19 protein-coding genes, 1 tRNA gene and 2 pseudogenes are annotated in these 18,390 nt (G+C 57.6%); 12 read left to right on the top strand and 10 right to left on the bottom strand.

Annotated elements, in window-relative coordinates; genetic code table 11:
- The coding region (locus tag AC221Y_RS08555; protein ID WP_486707169.1) for an ABC transporter permease at positions 1–1,661 on the bottom strand (1,661 nt) is incomplete at its 3' end.
- Positions 1,658–2,353 carry an ABC transporter ATP-binding protein gene (locus AC221Y_RS08550; RefSeq protein ID WP_299758185.1) on the bottom strand — a complete coding sequence of 232 codons (696 nt, stop codon included), beginning with the start codon at positions 2,351–2,353 and terminating at the stop codon, positions 1,658–1,660. The genes AC221Y_RS08555 and AC221Y_RS08550, both read right to left, overlap by 4 nt.
- A gap of 13 nt (positions 2,354–2,366) precedes the next feature.
- Between AC221Y_RS08550 and AC221Y_RS08545 the strand changes: the two genes are divergently transcribed.
- Positions 2,367–3,038: an arylesterase gene (locus AC221Y_RS08545; RefSeq protein WP_299758187.1), complete on the top strand. Its 672-nt coding sequence runs from the start codon at positions 2,367–2,369 to the stop codon at positions 3,036–3,038.
- Between the two features lie 66 nt (positions 3,039–3,104).
- Positions 3,105–3,878: a LamB/YcsF family protein gene (locus AC221Y_RS08540; RefSeq protein WP_299758190.1), complete on the top strand. Its 774-nt coding sequence runs from the start codon at positions 3,105–3,107 to the stop codon at positions 3,876–3,878.
- 6 nt (positions 3,879–3,884) lie between these two features.
- On the opposite strand, the gene AC221Y_RS08535 is transcribed toward AC221Y_RS08540, so the two are convergent.
- Positions 3,885–4,109: a hypothetical protein gene (locus AC221Y_RS08535; RefSeq protein ID WP_299758193.1), complete on the bottom strand. Its 225-nt coding sequence runs from the start codon at positions 4,107–4,109 to the stop codon at positions 3,885–3,887.
- 236 nt (positions 4,110–4,345) lie between these two features.
- Here AC221Y_RS08535 and AC221Y_RS08530 point away from each other — a divergent pair, with 236 nt between their 5' ends.
- On the top strand, positions 4,346–4,552 hold the full coding sequence (locus AC221Y_RS08530; protein WP_299758196.1) for a hypothetical protein: 207 nt from the start codon (positions 4,346–4,348) through the stop codon (positions 4,550–4,552).
- A gap of 75 nt (positions 4,553–4,627) precedes the next feature.
- Here AC221Y_RS08530 and tig read toward each other — a convergent pair.
- A pseudogene (gene tig / locus AC221Y_RS08525) lies at positions 4,628–5,962 on the bottom strand (trigger factor).
- Between the two features lie 500 nt (positions 5,963–6,462).
- Positions 6,463–6,547: transfer RNA gene (locus AC221Y_RS08520), tRNA-Leu, on the bottom strand.
- A gap of 117 nt (positions 6,548–6,664) precedes the next feature.
- On the opposite strand from AC221Y_RS08520, the gene rpiA reads away from it, so the two are divergent.
- From rpiA to AC221Y_RS08495, 5 genes are all read left to right on the top strand, one after another.
- Positions 6,665–7,453 carry a ribose-5-phosphate isomerase RpiA gene (gene rpiA / locus AC221Y_RS08515; RefSeq protein WP_299758202.1) on the top strand — a complete coding sequence of 263 codons (789 nt, stop codon included), beginning with the start codon at positions 6,665–6,667 and terminating at the stop codon, positions 7,451–7,453.
- Between the two features lie 5 nt (positions 7,454–7,458).
- Positions 7,459–8,883 carry a glutathione-disulfide reductase gene (gorA, locus tag AC221Y_RS08510; protein ID WP_486707168.1) on the top strand — a complete coding sequence of 475 codons (1,425 nt, stop codon included), beginning with the start codon at positions 7,459–7,461 and terminating at the stop codon, positions 8,881–8,883.
- A 71-nt stretch (positions 8,884–8,954) separates the two neighbouring features.
- Complete coding sequence (gene hflK / locus AC221Y_RS08505; protein WP_299758207.1) at positions 8,955–10,115, top strand: FtsH protease activity modulator HflK; 1,161 nt, start codon at positions 8,955–8,957, stop codon at positions 10,113–10,115.
- A 1-nt stretch (position 10,116) separates the two neighbouring features.
- Positions 10,117–10,998, top strand: a complete 882-nt coding sequence (gene hflC, locus AC221Y_RS08500; protein ID WP_486707167.1) for a protease modulator HflC — start codon at positions 10,117–10,119, stop codon at positions 10,996–10,998.
- Positions 10,998–11,186 carry a DUF2065 domain-containing protein gene (locus AC221Y_RS08495; protein WP_299758211.1) on the top strand — a complete coding sequence of 63 codons (189 nt, stop codon included), beginning with the start codon at positions 10,998–11,000 and terminating at the stop codon, positions 11,184–11,186. The genes hflC and AC221Y_RS08495 overlap by 1 nt, the downstream gene beginning before the upstream one ends.
- Before the next feature lie 59 nt (positions 11,187–11,245).
- On the opposite strand, the gene AC221Y_RS08490 is transcribed toward AC221Y_RS08495, so the two are convergent.
- Entirely contained in the window at positions 11,246–11,497 is a 252-nt protein-coding gene (locus tag AC221Y_RS08490) for a hypothetical protein (protein ID WP_299758213.1), read from the bottom strand.
- Between the two features lie 161 nt (positions 11,498–11,658).
- On the opposite strand from AC221Y_RS08490, the gene AC221Y_RS08485 reads away from it, so the two are divergent.
- Positions 11,659–13,032, top strand: coding sequence for an L-serine ammonia-lyase (locus AC221Y_RS08485; protein ID WP_486707166.1), 1,374 nt, complete (start codon positions 11,659–11,661; stop codon positions 13,030–13,032).
- 211 nt (positions 13,033–13,243) lie between these two features.
- Here the strand turns inward: AC221Y_RS08485 and nusB are convergent, their stop codons facing one another.
- The 4 genes from nusB to AC221Y_RS08465 all read right to left on the bottom strand — a co-directional run bounded on the left by nusB (position 13,244) and on the right by AC221Y_RS08465 (position 16,595).
- Entirely contained in the window at positions 13,244–13,702 is a 459-nt protein-coding gene (nusB, locus tag AC221Y_RS08480) for a transcription antitermination factor NusB (RefSeq protein WP_299758218.1), read from the bottom strand.
- The gene (locus tag AC221Y_RS08475) at positions 13,699–14,238 is read right to left on the bottom strand and encodes a 6,7-dimethyl-8-ribityllumazine synthase (protein ID WP_299758221.1); all 540 of its coding nucleotides are present in this window, start codon (positions 14,236–14,238) and stop codon (positions 13,699–13,701) included. The genes nusB and AC221Y_RS08475 overlap by 4 nt, the downstream gene beginning before the upstream one ends.
- Positions 14,238–15,362: a 3,4-dihydroxy-2-butanone-4-phosphate synthase gene (gene ribB, locus AC221Y_RS08470; protein WP_486707165.1), complete on the bottom strand. Its 1,125-nt coding sequence runs from the start codon at positions 15,360–15,362 to the stop codon at positions 14,238–14,240. The genes AC221Y_RS08475 and ribB overlap by 1 nt, the downstream gene beginning before the upstream one ends.
- Positions 15,363–15,998: 636 nt before the next feature.
- Positions 15,999–16,595, bottom strand: coding sequence for a riboflavin synthase (locus AC221Y_RS08465; protein ID WP_299758225.1), 597 nt, complete (start codon positions 16,593–16,595; stop codon positions 15,999–16,001).
- A 108-nt stretch (positions 16,596–16,703) separates the two neighbouring features.
- On the opposite strand from AC221Y_RS08465, the gene AC221Y_RS08460 reads away from it, so the two are divergent.
- The 3 genes and pseudogenes from AC221Y_RS08460 to AC221Y_RS08450 all read left to right on the top strand — a co-directional run.
- Positions 16,704–17,060 carry a capsular polysaccharide export protein, LipB/KpsS family gene (locus AC221Y_RS08460; RefSeq protein ID WP_486707164.1) on the top strand — a complete coding sequence of 119 codons (357 nt, stop codon included), beginning with the start codon at positions 16,704–16,706 and terminating at the stop codon, positions 17,058–17,060.
- A gap of 406 nt (positions 17,061–17,466) precedes the next feature.
- Positions 17,467–18,003: a capsular polysaccharide export protein, LipB/KpsS family gene (locus tag AC221Y_RS08455; RefSeq protein WP_486707163.1), complete on the top strand. Its 537-nt coding sequence runs from the start codon at positions 17,467–17,469 to the stop codon at positions 18,001–18,003.
- Between the two features lie 97 nt (positions 18,004–18,100).
- Positions 18,101–18,390, top strand: a pseudogene (locus AC221Y_RS08450) (polysaccharide biosynthesis/export family protein); the annotation flags it as partial.

Genomic DNA, 18,390 nt, shown 5'->3' with positions numbered 1-18,390 from the left:
CCACGCAACATCGGCGCGCTTTGCACTTTGGAAACGGCCGGGTTTGCCCCAAGCCCGTCGGTGAACGCGTTAAGTTGCCCAGGCTGGATGTCGACCATGAAAAAGGACGGCGCGATCTCGGGAAGATCGCGCGCGATGGCGCCGCGAAGGTTAGCGTCAATCTGCCCGACCGCCGCCAGAACAGTCAGGCCAAGGCCAAGTGACAGAACCACCGAAACGGCCTCGCCGCCAGGACCGCCAACCGACCCAAGTGCCAGACGTACCGCGCTGCGCCCCCGCAGCGCGCGCGCACTGGCTAGACGGCGCGCAATCAAGCGGACGGCCCAAGCCGCCCCCACCAAAACGATGAAAGACACCGCCAGACCGAAAGCCGACCAGACCGTCAAACCACCCAAACCAGAAAACTGTGCCGCAAGGGCCACCAGCAAAACAAACAGGAAAAGCGTCAAGCCGATCCAGCGCCACCGGGGCCACCCCTGCCCGGCACCGCCGGCATCGCGAAACAGCGTGGCGGCGCGCACATCTTCGGTTTGCGCAAGCGGCCAGATGGTGAAAATTAGCGCCGCCAACACCCCGTAAATCCCGGCTTCGACCAACGGCATCGGATAAAGCGTGACGGCTGCGGGAACTGGCAAACGCGCCTCAATGAGCGGCGCAAAAAAGATCGGGACGATCGCCCCCAAGATCAGGCCAAGCGTCACACCCAGCACGGTCAGGACGCCTATCTGGATAAAATAGCTTAAGAATATCGTGCGGCTTTCGGCGCCCAGTGTTTTCAAAGTTGCGATGACTTCAGTCTTTTCGCTGAGGTACGCGCGCACCGCTGACGACACACCAACGCCGCCCACGGCAAGGCCGGCAAGCCCGACCAGCACCAGAAACGAGCCCAGACGGTCAACGAATTCCGCGATCCCCGGCGCTCCGTTTCGCTTGTCGCGCCAACGGGCCCCGGTGATTTCGCCTTTGGCTTCTAGTCTTAGCGCATCAAGATCGACGCCCTCTGTCAGCCGCAGCTTGTATTCCGTTTCAAACAGGGTGCCGGGCTGTATCAGGCCGCTGTTTTCCAGTGCCGTGGTGCGTACAAGTGTTCTCGGTCCAAGGGCAAAACCGGACGCTGCAGAATCTGGTTCGCGGATCAGGGCGGCGGTCAGACGAAAATCCTGTTCGCCCAGGCGAAACGTCTCGCCGACCTTCATTCCCAGTCGTGCGATCAATACAGGATCCATCACAGCGCCGGGGACGGCGTTCGTGATGCCCAGCGCAGCTTCAAGCGGCATGACAGGGTCCAAAGTCACTGCACCGTAAAGCGGATAGGCCGAATCCACGCCCTTAACTTGTGTTAATCCGCGCTCCGCTACTTCGCCAGATCTGAACACGGCGAGTGATCGGAAATCGACCATTTCCGAGACCGCTTCAGCACTGGCGTCGATCCACGCGCGCTCGTCCGTGTCCGCAAAGCGATAGGTTAACTGAAGCGCTGCATCGCCACCCAATATGACTGCGCCTTCGCGGTCCAAACCGCCACGAATGCTCTCGCGCACGCTGCCGATCGCGGCAATTGCGCCGACGCCCAGCGCCAGACAGGCAAGGAAAACGCGAAAGCCCTTCAGGCCACCGCGCAGTTCGCGCCGCGCAATTCTGCCAGCAATAGCCAGGCTCATTCGGCGGCCTTTGCATGTTCATCTGAAGACAATGTCCCGTCCTGAAGCCGGATCACCCGATCACAGCGTTCGGCAAGCTCAGGCGCATGGGTGACCAGCACCAAAGTCGCGCCATACCTGTCGCGCAGGCCGAACAGCAAATCCATGATCGCCTGCCCCGTAATCCCGTCAAGATTGCCGGTTGGTTCGTCGGCTAAAAGGATGTCGGGTCGCGGTGCGGCAGCGCGCGCCAGAGCGACGCGCTGTTGTTCGCCGCCCGACATTTGCGCTGGATAGTGATCCACGCGGTTGCCAAGACCGACGGCCTCAAGTTCGGCCCTCGCGCGCTCGAACGCATCGTGCACGCCAGCCAATTCCAAAGGTGTCGCCACATTTTCAAGGGCGGTCATTGTCGGAATTAGGTGGAAAGACTGGAACACCACGCCCATATGCCCTCTGCGGAAGCGGGCTAATGCGTCCTCGCCGAGCGATGTCAGATCGTGGCCCAGCGCCACAACCGACCCGCTTGAGGCACGTTCCAGTCCGCCCATGAGCATAAGGAGCGATGATTTGCCTGACCCCGACGGACCAACAAGCCCAACCGTCTCGCCGCGCCCAATATCAAGCGTGATGCCTTTTAGAATGGCAACGCGCCCCGCATTGCCGTCCAGCGACAAGGTGGCGTCTTTCAGGGACAAGATCGCTTCCGTCATTCATCATGCTCCGATGCAAAGGCTTAGAAAGGCATATGGTGTAATACGCGATATTCGCAACGTCGGATTGATTGTCTTTTCATCCACCGGCCTTGCTTTTGCCAACCCCGTGACGATTGCGGCGCTCGGCGACAGCCTTACGCAGGGCTTTGGTCTTGTGGCGAACGAAGGGTTTGTTCCACAATTGGAAAGTTGGTTAATTTCCCAGGGCGTCGAAGTAACATTAATTAACGCGGGCGTCTCTGGTGACACAACTGCGGGCGGCCTTTCCCGGATCGAATGGACTTTGACGCCCGATGTCGACGTCCTTATCATCGCGCTTGGCGGCAACGATCTGTTGCGGGGCATGGACCCCGACGCCAGTCGAGAAAATCTTGATGGCATCTTAAGCATCGCCTCCGCGCACGATCTGGATGTCCTTCTTGTGGGCATGGAAGCGCCGATGAACTACGGCGCGGATTACAAGGCGGATTTTGACACGATGTATCCTGATCTTGCAGCCAAGTACGGCGTGTCGCTTCATCCCAATTTCCTAAATGCACTTACGTCACAGGCAGATCGCGCCGCGACGATCGCGACGTTCATGCAGGGCGACGGCATCCATCCAAATGCTGCCGGTGTGACTTTGATTGTCGAAGATATCGGGCCGTCGGTTCTGCAACTGATCACCGGTGAGGTGAATTAACCAAGCCACTTGCCAAGACCGCGCCGTTTGGGTGATCTGCGCATGCAAAACAACAGGAGCGTGAAAATGGTATCATCCGTCGATCTGAACTCAGACATGGGCGAAGGTTTTGGAACCTGGGCTATGGGCGATGATGGCGCTTTGTTGCAGGTCGTAAGTTCGGCAAATATCGCCTGCGGCTTTCACGCAGGAGACGCTGATATCATGGCAAAAACTATGGGATTGGCAGTTGCGAATGGGGTCGGGATTGGCGCGCATCCGGGGTTTGACGACCTGCGCGGGTTTGGGCGTCACCGCATGGATGTGCCCCGCGAAACCTTGGCAAATCAGGTGAAGTATCAGATCGGGGCGGCCCAAGCGATGGCACGCGCGGCCGGCGGATCGGTCCGGCATCTGAAGCTGCACGGCGCGCTTTCCAACATGGCATCAATCGACGCTGAACTTGCGCGCGCCTGCTACGAAGCCGCGCTGGACGTCGCACCGGACATCATCATCATGGGGCTGGCCGCGACGGCAATGGAGCGGGTTGCACGCGATCTTGGCTGCGCTTGGGCGGGCGAAATATTTGCAGATCGCGCTTACAATGCAGACGGAACATTGGTTGACCGCGGCCTGCCCGGTGCGATGATCCATGAGGCGGACGAGGCAGCGAAACGGATGGTTGCTATGGTCGAAGCGGGCGCGATTTTGACATCTGACGGAACGCGTTTGAAGACGCGGATCGACACAATTTGTGTGCACGGGGACAGCGCACACGCCGTCAATCTTGCGCGCGAGGTCAGGGCCGAGTTGGAAAATGCGGGGATTAGGGTTCAGGCGTTTTCGGGCAAGCCGCTTTAATGAGGATTAAGCCGCCTTGGTTAACAACGGGGCGGCAAGGCGCGCAATCAAGGCTTGGATGCGGTCAGATTGCACCCCAGTGAACTGCGCAAAATCCAGATCATCTTCAATCTCGGCAAGCTCGGCCGGACTTAAAGATTTTATCACTTCAACAAGATGTGACGGGTCCAAAGGACCACGGTTCAACCGGTCACAAATGTCGTTTTTGAGATCTTCTTGCATGTCCAACATAACATACCTCACTCGCAATAATTTACCGTTTACTCTTTAATCTTAACAGAATGGCTTGGATTTTTCCATGTTTTGATCTGGGCAATCATCGGACGCGGCAGAAACACACTGTTTCCAATAGCGAATGCCCCACTATCAAACTATCCGAAAAATAGACGAAACGCGCCGCAATTTGGCCCGGTTCACCGGCCATAAGGAAAGGGTAACCAGTTGTTGTTCTTAAAAGTGAAAATAAAATGAAAATCTGCGAGACAATCGCCTGCGCCACGCGCATGGACATCAAAAGCTACCTATACTTCGTTGTTTCTACCGGCCTCTTCCAGACTTACCGGGGATGGGTGTCCGTAGGCCGTCCGAACCCACACGTCAAAGTCATGAAGCGTAAAGAAACCACGACGCGAGCCGAGATAGCGACGCTTTTCCATCTGAGCCGCTGCTCTTAGATATCAGCCTCGCCCAAACAAAAAGGCCGCCCAAATCTGGGCGGCCTTTTGCATTTCAATCAGCTTGAAACGTGATCAAATATCATCTTCCAAGGCTTCAACCGCTTTTTCAAGGTCCTCTTTCGAGACCTCTTTCTCGCTGGTCTTCACTTGCTCAAACATGTGATCGACGACTTTGTCCTCGAAGATCGGCGCTTGTAGTTGCTGGCGCATCTGCGGGTTTTTCTGAACATATTCGAAGAACTGCCGCTCCTGACCCGGGTACTGACGCGCCTGGTTCATGACCGCCTGGGTCATTTCAGCGTCCGTCACTTCGACTTCGGACTTCTGCCCAACCTCGGCCAACAAAAGACCCAGACGTACACGGCGCTCGGCTAGTTTTTTGTGCTCCTCGGTCGGCTCGACATTGTCGTGGTCGTGGCCCTGAACGTCAGGGTTTTCCTCGTGCCACAAGCTATGCGCGATCTGTCCGGCTTCGGCTTCAACAAGGGACGCCGGAAGGTCGAAGCTGACAGCTTTATCAAGCGCGTCCAGAAGACCCCGCTTCATAATCGCGCGAGACGCACCAGTGTATTCGGCTTCAAGACGCTCGGTAACCTGCGCTTTCAGCGCGTTCAGATCGTCGGCGCCGAACTTCTTGGCAAGCTCATCGTCAATCTCAGCAGGCTTTGGTTCCTTGACCGCTTTCACAGTCACGTCGAAGATCGCAGGCTTTCCGGCGAGGTCGGCGTTGCCGTACTCCTCGGGGAAGGTGACCTATACCGCCTTCTCGTCGCCGATTTTCACGCCGACAAGCTGCTCTTCAAAGCCTGGAATAAATTGCCCGGACCCAATGACAAGCGGGAAATCCTCGGCAGCGCCACCTTCAAAGGCTTCGCCGTCGACCTTACCGAGAAAGTCGATCACAACCTGATCGCCATCTTTGGCTTTCGAAGTCTTCTTGCGATCTTCAAAGTTCTGGGCGTTCTCAGCAAGCGACGCCAGCGCTTCCTCGATGGACGCGCCGTCAGCCTTCACGACCAGCTTTTCAAGCTTGATCTTGCTATAATCAACGTCCGGTATCGCTGGAAGAGCTTCGTAGCTCATGTTGACTTCGACGTCGTCGCCTTCTTTCCAGTCCTCGTTGGCCATTTTGACTTCGGGCTGCATCGCTGGGCGATCGCCGGAATCCTCAAAGTGCTTGGACATCGCGCCATCGACGCTTTCCTGCATGGCTTCGCCCAGAACACGCGGACCATACTGCTTTTTCAGCAGGGCCATCGGGACTTTACCTTTTCGGAAGCCCTTCATTTCAATGTCGGGAGCGGCTTCGGTCAGTTTTTCGCTTACCTTGGCTTCAAGCTCGGCGGCTGTGATAGTGATGCTGTAGCCGCGCTTCAGCCCTTCGTTCTGGGTCTCGGTGACCTGCATGTCTTACCTCTTAGATTGCCCAACCGGCGCAGTCCGGGCAGGCGGAAATTCAGCGGCCCTTCTAGGCAAGAGGGGCTTAGGTTGCAAGCCGAAAGGGGGGTGTGATGCCGCAATAGTAAAAGCGGGCTTGGACGTGGCGCGCAAGTATGGAGCGAAGATGCACCAAAGCGCAAAGCCCGCTCGGGCGCTGGGCAGGCTTTGCTGTCTGTGCGGCGCGGGCTGATGGGTGTCAGGGTGATCTGAGCTGTCAGATGTCTGGGTGTGGATCACATTATGTCGCTTTGCCGGGGCGTTGCGCCATTTGCGAACCACCGTTCGGTGGGGGCGTTATTTTGGAAGGGGCATCAGGCAGGAGCGATTGGCGGATGAAATAGCATAGAGGCGTTGGAGAAAGGTGGAGGGGCGCGCTTTTGAGGAGCGCTCTTGTCGTTTCCGCGAAACGACTGCCGTTTGTACTGATGGCAAAGGTAAGTCGTCGTTTCGCCTTGCAAAAACGACGGTGGTGCGGGTGAAGGGACTCGAACCCCCACGCCTTGCGGCGCTTGGACCTAAACCAAGTGCGTCTACCAATTCCGCCACACCCGCATACCGCGCGCTCTCTAACAAAGCATGACGCCGCTGGCGAGAGGGAAAATCACCTACCCCCCTCGCGCTTGGCTTCCAATGTCCATATAAGGCGGCGACCGCATCCGGAGCCTGCCCATGTCTACCAATCTCTCCCCGATCGACATCGCTAAATTCGCCGCGGCCAAGCGTGCCAGCGCCTTCGTAAAATCAGGCATGCGCGTTGGTCTTGGAACCGGATCGACAGCCGCGTGGCTGGTGAAATGTCTTGGGGAACGCGTGCGCGACGAGGGGTTGGACATCACGGCGGTCGCCACATCTTCGCAGACCTCAAAGCAGGCCACGGACGCAGGCATCAAAGTGTCTTCGCTGAACGAAGTGAAATGGCTTGATCTGACGATTGATGGCGCGGACGAATATGACGACGAGCTGAACCTGATCAAAGGCGGCGGCGGAGCCTTGTTGCAGGAAAAAATCGTCGCGACCGCTTCAGACCGGATGATTGTCATCACGGATTCGACGAAGAAAGTAGCCACCTTGGGCGCCTTTCCCCTGCCCGTCGAAGTTCTGGCATTTGGCATGCCGACCACGCAACTTCTTTTGGAAGAAATGTTGAACGGTTTAGATGTTATGGGCAACACATCGACGCCTCGGATGGCGGGCGATGACTTGTTCGTAACCGATGAAGGCAACCATATTCTTGATCTGCATCTGGGGCGGATCGGGAATGCGCGGCAGTTGGCACTGATCCTTAATCAGGTGCCCGGTGTGGTTGAAAACGGGCTGTTCATAGATATTTGCGATGTGATCGTCACCGGACACGGGGACGGCACTGTCGAAACCTACGACATCAATTCGGGCGAGACCGATACGGCTCAGTTCCTGCCAGAGCCTGTTGAAAACGTCTTTCGGGACGACGGAGTATAATCGCGATGAGCTATGACGTTGATCTCTTTGTCATCGGGGGTGGCTCGGGTGGTGTGCGGGCCGCGCGTACTGCTGCGGCAACTGGTGCGAAAGTTGCCTTGGCCGAAGACAGCCGGATGGGTGGCACCTGCGTCATCCGGGGCTGCGTGCCGAAGAAACTTATGGTTTTTGCCAGCGAATTTCGCCAAAGCGCGGCTCTGGCGCAGCAATATGGCTGGAGCGCGACGGCAGGCGAATTCGACTGGACAATGTTTCGCGCCAAGCTTGATCGCGAGCTTGACCGGCTGGAAAAGGTCTATCGCAATCTGCTGAACGGCTCGGGTGTGACGATCCATGATGCCCGCGCGACGATGGCGGACGCCCACACGGCGGCGTTGTCGAACGGCAACACTGTAACGGCCGAAACCATCCTTGTGGCCACTGGCGGGCGTCCTGTGCGCCCGGAACAGCCGAATGCGCGTCTTGGTTTGGTGTCAGACGACATTTTCAACATGGAGACTTTGCCGAAATCGATACTCATTATCGGCGGTGGATACATCGCAAGCGAATTTGCCTGTATTTTAAATGGTCTTGGCGTGGACGTGACGCAGTATTATCGCGGTGCTCAGATCTTGCGGGGCTTTGATGACGAGGCGCGCGGTCTGGTGGCCGAAATGATGCAGGAGAAGGGGATCAACCTTCACCTTGGCACCAATATTGTAGAGATGCGGAGCGCTGCCGACGCTGACCCCGACATGCGGGTGCCAGCTCATGAGCCTGTGCCAGAGGCCAGCGCGGATGCCGTTGGCAAGCCAGTTTGGGTGAAGGCCACGAACGGCGATGCCCGCGTATTTGATGCAGTGATGTTTGCCACCGGGCGCGCGCCGAACTCGCATGGCCTTGGGCTGGAAGCGCTTGGCGTCAATATCAACCGTCGCGGTGCAATCGAGGTCGATGAGTATTCAAAGACAGCTGTGTCGAACATCTATGCCATTGGGGATGTGACCGATCGCATTCAGTTGACCCCTGTGGCAATCCGCGAGGGCATGGCGTTCACCGAGACCGTCTACAAGAACAACCCGACAAAGCCCGATCACGAGTTGGTCGCCTCGGCTGTCTTCACGCAGCCTGAACTTGGCACTGTGGGTCTGACCGAAGAACAGGCCCGCGAAATCGAAACGATCGACGTTTATTGCACGTCTTTCCGCCCAATGCGCACGGCTTTCGCCGAAAGACCGGACCGCGTATTGATGAAGCTGATCGTGTCGAAAGAAAAACGCACGGTGCTGGGCTGTCAGATCGTCGCAGAGGGCGCCGGCGAATTGATCCAGATGGTGGGCATTGCAATCAAGGCAGGCCTAACCAAAGAGGACTTTGATCGCACCGTTGCGGTGCACCCGACGATGTCAGAAGAACTGGTAACGATGCAAAACCCTGTTAGAAGCGCTTGAAATATACCCTTTTAAGCATCAGGTAGCGTTGCAAGCGATAGAAACGGAAAAAAATAGGGAAATGACCTTACATGGCCAATAACAATGGCGGACCTTGGGGCGGCGGCTCTGGCGGAGGCGGCGATGACGACGACGGCGACGATCGTCGCCCAGAACGGCGTCCCGGACAGGACGGACCGCAAATCCCCGAAATTGAAGAGATTATGAAAAAAGGCCGGGAGCAACTGCGCGTCCTTATGGGCGGTCGCGGTGGCGGAAATGGCCCGAACGGCGTCGGCGGTGGCGGCGGTGGCCAAGGGCCAAAGCTGACACGCGGCACCATTGGGCTTGGTCTGGTGGCTGTGGTCGCCCTCTGGGCGTTCCAGTCGTTTTACACGGTGCGCCCTGAAGAGCAGTCGGTGGAATTGTTCCTTGGCAAATATTCGGCCACCGGCAATCCGGGCCTGAACTTTGCGCCTTGGCCGCTGGTCATCGCAGAAGTCATTCCTGTGACGCGAGAGCAGTCGGAAGACATCGGCATGGGTCGTTCAGGGTCTTCGGGCGGCGATGGACTGATGCTGACGACGGACGAAAACATCATTGACATCGATTTTCAAGTTGTCTGGAATATCAACGACCCGGCGAAATTCTTGTTCAACTTGCGCGATCCTCAACAGACGGTTCGCTCAGTGTCGGAATCAGCGATGCGCGAAATTGTTGCCGGAAGCGAGCTTGCGCCAATTCTGAACCGTGATCGTGGCCAGGTTGAGCAGGACGCCTTTGAATTGATCCAGACCACGTTGGATAGCTACGACGCCGGCATCAATATTATCCGCGTCAACCTAGACAAAGCTGACCCGCCTGGCGAAGTGATCAACAGTTTCCGCGAAGTTCAGGCAGCTGAACAAGAACGCGATAGGCTGGAACGACAGGCTGACGCCTATGCCAACACTGTTGTGGCGGGAGCCCGTGGTGAAGCGGCGCAGGTTTTGGAAGAATCCGAAGGTTATCGTGCGCGCGTTGTGAACGAAGCACAGGGTGAGGCAAGTCGCTTTACGGCCGTTTTGCAAGAATACCAGCTGGCGCCAGAAGTGACGCGTCGTCGTCTTTATATCGAGACCCTTGAGAAGGTTCTTGGTGATGTCGAAAAGATCATTCTCGACGAAGGCGTTGGCGGTCCAAACGGACAGGGTGTTGTGCCCTACCTGCCACTGAACGATTTGCGTCGCACCCCATCGACGGGAGGTAACTGATATGCGTGCCGGAACAATTATTCTAGTCGCTGGCGTCTTTGGCCTCATCGCAATCCTATCTTCGGTTTTCATAGTGGACGAACGCGAGAAGGCCCTTATCCTTCAGTTTGGTCAAATCCGCGACGTGAAGGAAGAGCCGGGGTTGGCGTTTAAAATCCCGTTCATTCAGGAAGTCGTGCGTTACGACGACCGTATCCTTTCGCTGGACACGCCTCCGATCGAAGTCACCCCTTCGGATGACCGACGTCTCGTCGTCGACGCGTTTGCACGTTACCGGATCGCAGATGTGATCCAGTTCCGTCAGGCGGTTGGTGTCGGCGGCCTGCGAGCGGCTGAAGACCGGCTGGCCTCGATCCTGCAAACGCAGATCAGGGCGGTTCTGGGTTCGGCTGGTGTTACGTCGAATACGATCCTGTCCTCTGATCGCGCCAGTCTGATGGTGCGTATTCGAGACCTTGCGCAACTGCGAGCTCGGGCCCTTGGCCTCGACGTTGTCGACGTCCGCCTGAAGCAAACAAATCTGCCCGAGCAGAACCTTGAGGCGACGTTTGCCCGTATGCGTGCAGAACGTGAGCGCGAAGCCGCAGACGAGGTCGCGCGTGGTGCCGAAGCCGCGACGCGGGTTCGTGCGCAAGCGGATCGTACCGTGGTCGAATTGGTCTCGGAAGCAAAACGCGAAAGCGAGATTGTACGCGGTGAAGCGGATGCGGAACGCAACGGCATCTTTGCTGCGGCCTATGGCGCAGATCGGGAATTCTTCCGGTTTTACAGATCGCTGGAGGCTTACGAGAACGCACTTCAGGGCTCAAATTCGACAATGGTGATCTCGCCTGACAGCGAGTTCTTCGAATTCCTGAAATCTGACGGTGGAACCGGAAACTAATGACAACGATTTTACTGGGTCTTGGCCTGGTTCTTGTCTTCGAGGGGCTGGTGTTCGCACTGGCCCCTTCGCGTTTGGAAGACCTGATCAAGATCATCGCAGACACGCCAATCGAGACGCGGCGCGCCTACGGGTTGGCCGCGATTGCTCTCGGGGTTTTGCTGGTCTGGGGCGCAAACGCGATCTGAAGTCGCACGCCTGCCGCGCGCGATCTGAGTTAACCCAACACCGGGCGCGATCTTACACCTCAGTCTTGTGGTTGCGAGGATATCGCCGCTTTGGGGATGTGCTCACCGGCGTCATATTTATTGAGAAGCTGCGATGCGCGATGCTCGGCCTTCCGGATACGGACAGCCGTCGTATAGGCTTCTTGCAGGGTTGGAGACAGTGCGCCAATCTCGTCGGCAGTCCGCCGTTCGATCGTCTCGTCGCCAGTTTTTTCGACCAAATCCAATGCGCGTTTGGCCAGCCCGTCTGCGATCTCTTCCAGCTTTGACACGGCTCGCTCTCCCGCCTGCAATCGGTATTTGCCTTTCTATAGACAGCCTTTTGTGGCGTGGCGAGGGCAGTTGCGCCGAATTCAGCGCCTTCGGTGCCGCAGCCGTGCTTTCACGCGCGCGCCAAACAGGGCATCAGGGGTAAGCAAGGGAGACGCGCATCATGTTTTTATCGGTATTTGATATGTTCAAGGTCGGGATCGGGCCGTCTTCGTCTCATACGATGGGGCCGATGGTGGCCGCGGCGCAATTCCTCGATCAGTTACGCGGCTCGCCCTTTACGGCGCATGGACTTCGCGCATCACTTCACGGGTCATTGGCGTTCACCGGAGTCGGCCACGCGACCGACCGCGCGGTCATTCTGGGGCTGGCGGGGTTCCTGCCCGACACCTACGACCCTGAAAAAGCGGAAGCCGCATTGGTCGACGTTCGTGCAACCAAGTTGGTCTCGCCGGCCGGGCTGCAGAGCCTGGCTTTTGATCCCGATGCAGACCTGTTGTTCGACTATGGCGCAGCACTTTCAGGCCATGCCAACGGCTTGATCCTGATGGCCACAGACGCACAGGGCGATGTGATCTTGCAGGAGACGTTTTACTCGGTCGGCGGGGGCTTTGTGCTGACCGAAGCCGAGCTTGCTTCAGGCAAGGACAGCGATGACGGTGCCCCCGTCCCCTACCCCTTCAAATCGGCCAGCGAAATGCTTGAGATGTGCGCAAAAGCTGGCCGCAGCATCGCCGAGCTGAAGCGCGCCAACGAAGTTTCACGGATGAATGCGGCGGTTTTGGATGCGGGAATGTTGCGCATCTGGGAGGTGATGAAGACCTGCATGGATCGCGGGCTTGAACGTGACGGCATCTTGCCGGGTGGTTTGAAAGTGAAGCGGCGCGCCGCCGCAATACGTCGCGCGCTTGAAGAAGAACGGGGCCGCAATCTGACGGCGCCGCATGTGATCAACGACTGGATAAGCACCTATGCAATGGCGGTGAACGAGGAAAACGCCGCTGGCGGACAGGTTGTGACCGCACCGACGAATGGCGCGGCCGGGGTGATCCCGGCGACGATCCGCTACTGGCTGGACCACGTTCCGGGAGCCAGTGAAAAGCAGATCGGCGACTTCCTTTTGACGGCCGCAGCAATTGGCGGATTGGTAAAGTTTAACGCCTCGATCTCAGGCGCCGAATGCGGGTGTCAGGCCGAGGTCGGCTCCGCGTCGGCGATGGCCGCAGCCGGGTTGGCAGCAGTCTTGGGGGGCTCGCCCGAGCATATCGAGAATGCCGCAGAGATCGCTTTGGAGCATCACCTTGGGATGACCTGCGATCCAGTCAAAGGGTTGGTGCAGGTACCATGTATCGAGCGCAACGGGCTTGGCGCGATCAAGGCAGTTTCAGCAGCATCCCTGGCTTTGCGCGGTGACGGGACCCATTTTGTGCCGCTGGATGCAGCGATCGAGACGATGCGCCAAACCGGTCAGGATATGAGTGAAAAGTACAAGGAAACCGCACTGGGTGGATTGGCTGTAAACATCCCAAACTGCTGAACACCGGGTAAACCAGTCGTCTGAGTAGGCTTTCGGGATGGGAAAAAAGCGGCTAAAGCACTGTCGTGTAATATTCTACCGTCAAATATCAACGTCGGCTCTACGTAGGTATTGCATCCGTGCAGGCGTGCGCGATTGTAAGGTTGCATTACCCAAACGCACACCGCGCATAAAGTCATAGTGTTAAAGATGTGATTGACCGAGCGAGCGCCTAAAACGCTTCTGGTTTGGCTTCGCGAGCCATGTGATCGAGAACTCCGTTCACAAACTTCGGCTCGCGTCCATCAGGGAAGAAAGCCTTGGCGACGTCGACGAATTCATTGATCACAACTTTGGGTGGCGCCTCGCCTTCGATCAACTCGGCACCCGCCGCACGGAAAAGCGCGCGCAATGTCGGGTCAATCCGGTTAATCGGCCATTTCGCCACCAAACCACGGTCGGTCATCTGGTCAATCTTCGCCTGCCAGTTTACCGCGTCGGCGATCAGACGCTCAAAAAGAGCAACGTCGCCTTCTGCAAGCTCGACCCCGTCATATTCCGCGCCAAAACGATGCGTTTCAAACTCTTCGCGCACGCTTTCAACGGTTTGGCCCGAAGCCTCCATCTGGAACAATGCCTGCACTGCATAGAGCCGTGCTGCGGACTTCATTTGCCGTTTCGTTGTCGTCATGCGGTGGTCGGTCCTTCGCTGTCACCGGCCATGAGAATGTCCTGCGTGAAACCAATTTTCTTCTTGGGTTGCCCAAAGCGGCGCGCCAAAGCGATAAGGTGAAGCGCAGCAGCAGCAGCCCCGCCTGCAGTGTCCAAACGGTCGGTATCAGCGCGTTCTTCCGCCTGTTCCATGTTTTCCACCGTGATGATACCATTCCCAACAGCGACACCCTGCAGCCCCAAAAGCATAAGGCCCCGCGCGCTTTCGTTAACCACCACGTCATAGTGGCTGGTACGGCCCCGAATCACGCATCCTAGGGCGACAAAGCCGTCAAAGTTCGACATGCGATGCCCAAGCGCGACGGCCGCCGGAATTTCAAGCGAACCCGGCACTTCGATGGTCTCGTGCGCCGCCCCTGCCCGGTCCAGAACTGCGCGCGCCGAGCCAAGCTGAGAGTCGGATATTTTAGTGTAGTACGGCGCAATCACGATGGCGACTTTCACCGGGTCAGCGAAGGTCGGCAACTCCATGTCATTGTCGGAATGTCCCGCCATCAACCGATCTCCGAGATTCTGCGAGTGCCAACGATTTCGAGACCATACGCCTCTAACCCGACGATTTTTGGCTGTGGTGAATTGGTCAGAAGGATGAGTTCTCCAAGATTAAGCGACGACAGAATTTGCGCACCCAAGCCGTATTGGCGCAACGTCTGCGGCGACACACTATCTTCGGTCACCAGCTTCATTGTTGTGTCGCGTAAAAGCACAAGAACACCACGACCTTCGTCCGCGATAAGCTTCATCGCATCGCCAAATTCGCCCGCGCGCCCTTTGGCGCCAAGACCGATGATATCCAAAACAGGATCAAGCGCATGCATCCGGACAAGGCAGGGCGATTCGCCGGAAATATCGCCTTTTATCAAAACGATATGCTCGTCGCCGTGGGCCGTATCTGTGTAGACGCGCATCATCCACTCGCCACCAAATTCCGAAACAACGGCCTCTTCGCGGCTGATTGCGACGAGATTATCGTGACGACGGCGATAGGCAATCAGGTCGCTGATCGTGCCGATTTTAATGTTGTGTTTCTGGGCGAAGGCGACAAGGTCCGGCAGGCGGCTCATGGTGCCGTCTTCGTTCATAATCTCGCAGATCACACCTGATGGATTCAGGCCCGCAAGGCGCGAAATATCGACGGCCGCTTCAGTGTGGCCTGCGCGGACGAGGACGCCGCCGTCGCGGGCGCGCAGTGGGAAAACATGGCCCGGTGACGCGATGTCTTGCCCGGTTTTTCCGGCGTCGATTGCAACGGCGACGGTGCGCGCGCGATCATGTGCCGAGATCCCGGTCGTCACGCCTTCGCGCGCTTCGATTGACACGGTAAACGCGGTCTCGTGGCGCGACGAATTATGCGACGCCATAAGCGGCAGACCAAGGGCGTCGCAACGCTCGCCCGACAGCGTCAGGCAGATAAGGCCCCGGCCGTAGGTTGCCATAAAGTTAATAGCTTCTGGAGTGGCCATCTGTGCCGGAATAACGAGATCACCCTCGTTTTCGCGATCTTCGTGATCAACGAGGATAAACATGCGGCCGTTGCGGGCGTCTTCGAGGATTTCCTCGACCGACGACACGGCATCGCGCCAGTTTTCTTCGATGGGTCCAGCGGTTTCAAAGGTCATAAGTCAGGTCCGGTTCAGGTTGCGCCTGCGCATAACGGAAGGCTGGCGCGAAGGCCAGAGGGAAGCGGGGTTGGCGCGCGCTCAAGGTGCAGCGGAAAAGAAGCGGTCGCCGGCCAGGTACCCTGAAAGGCGATCGGCCTCGGACCACTCGTGTTTAAAGGCTGTTTCGCGGTTGAAAACGACGCCGTCGGTCGGAATCGATCTCTTAAGGTCAAAGATACACGCGCGTGTTTCGGCCCATGTCTGGGTCAGAACGGCGCAACCTCGGCGCGCAGAATGGTCGGATTAATTTTTTTACAGTGGCAGGGTGGTGGTGCAGGTCCATCAGGGCGAAAGACTGCATATCAATAGTTTTGCGTATTTTTTCGGCGCGTTCTGCGTCAACTTTCGCGGTTTCGCGTAACAGGCGTAGGGCGCTGGACGAGAAAATCAGGGCAAAAATATCTCGGCAGGTGGCAGCACGGATACCGGCGTAGACCTTATAGTCGATGCCAAGGTTACGCGCCCGGCGCACCCGACGGCGCGCCACTTCCTAGGGAAGTGTCGGCAACAGATCGGCCCGCGCACGGTTCAAAGCATAGCGCCGCCATGCGCCACCTTTTTCCATCGTCGAACCACGGTTGTGGCCCAGACTGCTCACAGCGTTTCCGCCAAACGAGCGACGTATCGCGCAAGTGTGTCGATTTCCAGGTTCACCGCATCGCCAACCGCCACGCGGCCCCAGGTCGTGACGGCCTTTGTGTGAGGGATAAAATTGATCCCAAATGATGCGCCATCAACCTCGTTCACGGTAAGCGATGTGCCATTCAGAGTGACCGAGCCCTTGGAGGCGATGAAGCGCGCAAGATCGAGGGGTGCGGTTAATGTGACGCGGGTGCTGTCGCCCTCGTCGTTAACCTTCGTTACTTTCGCAAGTCCGTCTACGTGACCTGACACAATGTGGCCCCCAAGCTCGTCGCCGACTTTCAGGGCACGCTCAAGATTCACGCGGCGTCCAATGGCCCAGGTATCAAGGTTAGTCCTGGACACGCTTTCGGCCGAAATCTGGACATCGAACCAATTCCTTGGCTCGGCCCCCACCGCGATGACAGTCAGACACACTCCATCACAGGCGATCGAGGCGCCGATGTCGATCGTGTCGATATCGAAGACCGTTCCAATGCGGGCGTTCAGGTCACCTTCTTGACGTAGTGAGAGGATTTCTCCCATATCGGTGACGATGCCGGTGAACATGATCAAAGCTCCTCGCGGTTGTTATCTTGGGGTAAACCCCCGACGCGGCTGTCGCAAGGGCGCCCAAGTGTAACAGCGTGCTTTTGGCCAGATGTTCAACGAGATATAATGCCTACTCGCCCTTGGCATTCCTTGTTCCTGCAAGGCCCGCATGGACCGCATGGACCGCATGGACCGCGTTTCAAACGGTTGGCGCGGGCATTGCAAGGCACGGGCGCGGATGTTTCGCGGATTGCGTTGAATGCAGGCGACGCGTTGATCTGGCGCGGCTTGCCGCGATATTGGTCGTTTCCAGTGCGACCGGATGGCTCAGAGGCATTTGTCCATGAAACCTTAGACGCAGAGGTAACCGACCTTGTTTGCTATGGCGCGGCGCGGCCTTTTCACGCGACGGCGCGGCGATTGACCAAGGCGCGCAAGATCACAATCGACGCGTTTGAGGATGGCTACCTCAGGCCCTATTGAGTGACTTCCGAGCGCGACGGGATGAATGCAGATGGGCCCTGAATGCGTTAACACTTGTGAAGATGGAAGAGGCCCTCGCCGCCGGAGCCACCATTCCGGCCCGCGCGACAGATGCCTGGTGCGATATGCGTCAGCACGTGCTCCGGGGCGCGGTCCTCCACGCCGCATTGATCGCCGGATGGCGATCTTATCCGGGCTACATCTCGCACCGGACGCCGGAACCGAACGGAGAACTTTCTCCTATATATCTGAGCCGCTTACTCTCAATGCCATTACGGCGACTAAAGCGAAGGTTCGCAACAGCCCATATCCGCCGTACCACCTTTCCATCCCACGTGGTCCTTTGCTCATTGGCCGATAGTGTCAATTTTCGCGAAAGTTCAACCTTAGAAAGTCAGGCGGTTTTTTGGATCTGGTTCTTGCCGGTTTCGCGAAGGGCGCGCCTCCCGATCATCGCCTCGTCGTAAAGGCGCATCCACTGGAAGATGGTCGCGAGAACCTGCCGCAACTGGTGCGAAAGCTTGCCAAACAGCACGGCATGGCACACCGCACACATTTATTGACCGGCGGTAAACTGGCGCAGCTTTTGGACCGTGCGCAACGTGGTGCAACTTTGAATTCAACGGCTGCCGAGCAGGTCCTGTGGCGCGGATTGCCTCTGAAAGCTTTTGGTAAAGCGACCTACAACCGACCAGAGTGCGTTTTGGATCAACAAGTTGCGGAGTTCTTCACTCGACCTCAACAACCCGACACCGACGCCTACGCAATCTATCGCCGATTTCTGCTCAGGCCGTCACAAATCTCAGGCGGATTTTATGCAAATGCTCCACGAAATACGCTTTTGAGACGCCTTCGAGACCTCCTGCTGGACCCGGACAGCCCCTACGACGCCCTGCGCAATTGCCCTGCGTCCGCCCGGCAACACATTCGCGTCGTCACATAAACGCCCGTGATTATGCTGGAATTCGCGCAATTCGCTGGCTAGGATTCCTACAAAATAGCCGAGGCAGGCAAAAAAATAAGGTCGAGGAGACCGAGCAGTGAGACTTAAAAGCAAACGCCGGGCGCGTTTTGTCGCCCTTTGCGTCGCCACCACGCTTTTGGCTGGATGCGCGCTTCCAAGATCAGGCCCCACCAAGAACGAGATTTTCTCGGGCGCCGTACAGCGGCAGGGCGATTCTTTCGTTGTAACAGTGGACGATCAGGTGACCGCGATGACGTCGGTGATCCCGGCGCTTGGGTTCGCCGAAGGTCTGACAAGTGCTGCCGCGTTGGGGTCGGACGTGATCCGTCCAGGCGACACTTTGGGTCTGACCATCTGGGAAAACGT

The organism is Boseongicola sp. (genome assembly GCF_057460485.1).
Note: the sequence above shows the minus strand (reverse complement) of the source record. Positions and strands in the feature narration are given on the sequence as shown.

Excerpts from the sequence above, each read along its gene's own strand:
- AC221Y_RS08465 (WP_299758225.1), bottom strand. The coding sequence starts at position 16,595 with ATGTTCACCGGCATCGTCACCGATATGGGAGAAATCCTCTCACTACGT.
- AC221Y_RS08550 (WP_299758185.1), bottom strand. The coding sequence starts at position 2,353 with ATGACGGAAGCGATCTTGTCCCTGAAAGACGCCACCTTGTCGCTGGAC.
- hflK (WP_299758207.1), top strand. The coding sequence starts at position 8,955 with ATGGCCAATAACAATGGCGGACCTTGGGGCGGCGGCTCTGGCGGAGGC.
- nusB (WP_299758218.1), bottom strand. The coding sequence starts at position 13,702 with ATGACGACAACGAAACGGCAAATGAAGTCCGCAGCACGGCTCTATGCA.
- AC221Y_RS08495 (WP_299758211.1), top strand. The coding sequence starts at position 10,998 with ATGACAACGATTTTACTGGGTCTTGGCCTGGTTCTTGTCTTCGAGGGG.
- hflC (WP_486707167.1), top strand. The coding sequence starts at position 10,117 with ATGCGTGCCGGAACAATTATTCTAGTCGCTGGCGTCTTTGGCCTCATC.
- AC221Y_RS08460 (WP_486707164.1), top strand. The coding sequence starts at position 16,704 with ATGCCTACTCGCCCTTGGCATTCCTTGTTCCTGCAAGGCCCGCATGGA.
- AC221Y_RS08485 (WP_486707166.1), top strand. The coding sequence starts at position 11,659 with ATGTTTTTATCGGTATTTGATATGTTCAAGGTCGGGATCGGGCCGTCT.
- AC221Y_RS08530 (WP_299758196.1), top strand. The coding sequence starts at position 4,346 with ATGAAAATCTGCGAGACAATCGCCTGCGCCACGCGCATGGACATCAAA.
- rpiA (WP_299758202.1), top strand. The coding sequence starts at position 6,665 with ATGTCTACCAATCTCTCCCCGATCGACATCGCTAAATTCGCCGCGGCC.
- ribB (WP_486707165.1), bottom strand. The coding sequence starts at position 15,362 with ATGACCTTTGAAACCGCTGGACCCATCGAAGAAAACTGGCGCGATGCC.
- AC221Y_RS08540 (WP_299758190.1), top strand. The coding sequence starts at position 3,105 with ATGGTATCATCCGTCGATCTGAACTCAGACATGGGCGAAGGTTTTGGA.
- gorA (WP_486707168.1), top strand. The coding sequence starts at position 7,459 with ATGAGCTATGACGTTGATCTCTTTGTCATCGGGGGTGGCTCGGGTGGT.
- AC221Y_RS08545 (WP_299758187.1), top strand. The coding sequence starts at position 2,367 with ATGCAAAGGCTTAGAAAGGCATATGGTGTAATACGCGATATTCGCAAC.
- AC221Y_RS08535 (WP_299758193.1), bottom strand. The coding sequence starts at position 4,109 with ATGTTGGACATGCAAGAAGATCTCAAAAACGACATTTGTGACCGGTTG.
- AC221Y_RS08475 (WP_299758221.1), bottom strand. The coding sequence starts at position 14,238 with ATGGCGGGACATTCCGACAATGACATGGAGTTGCCGACCTTCGCTGAC.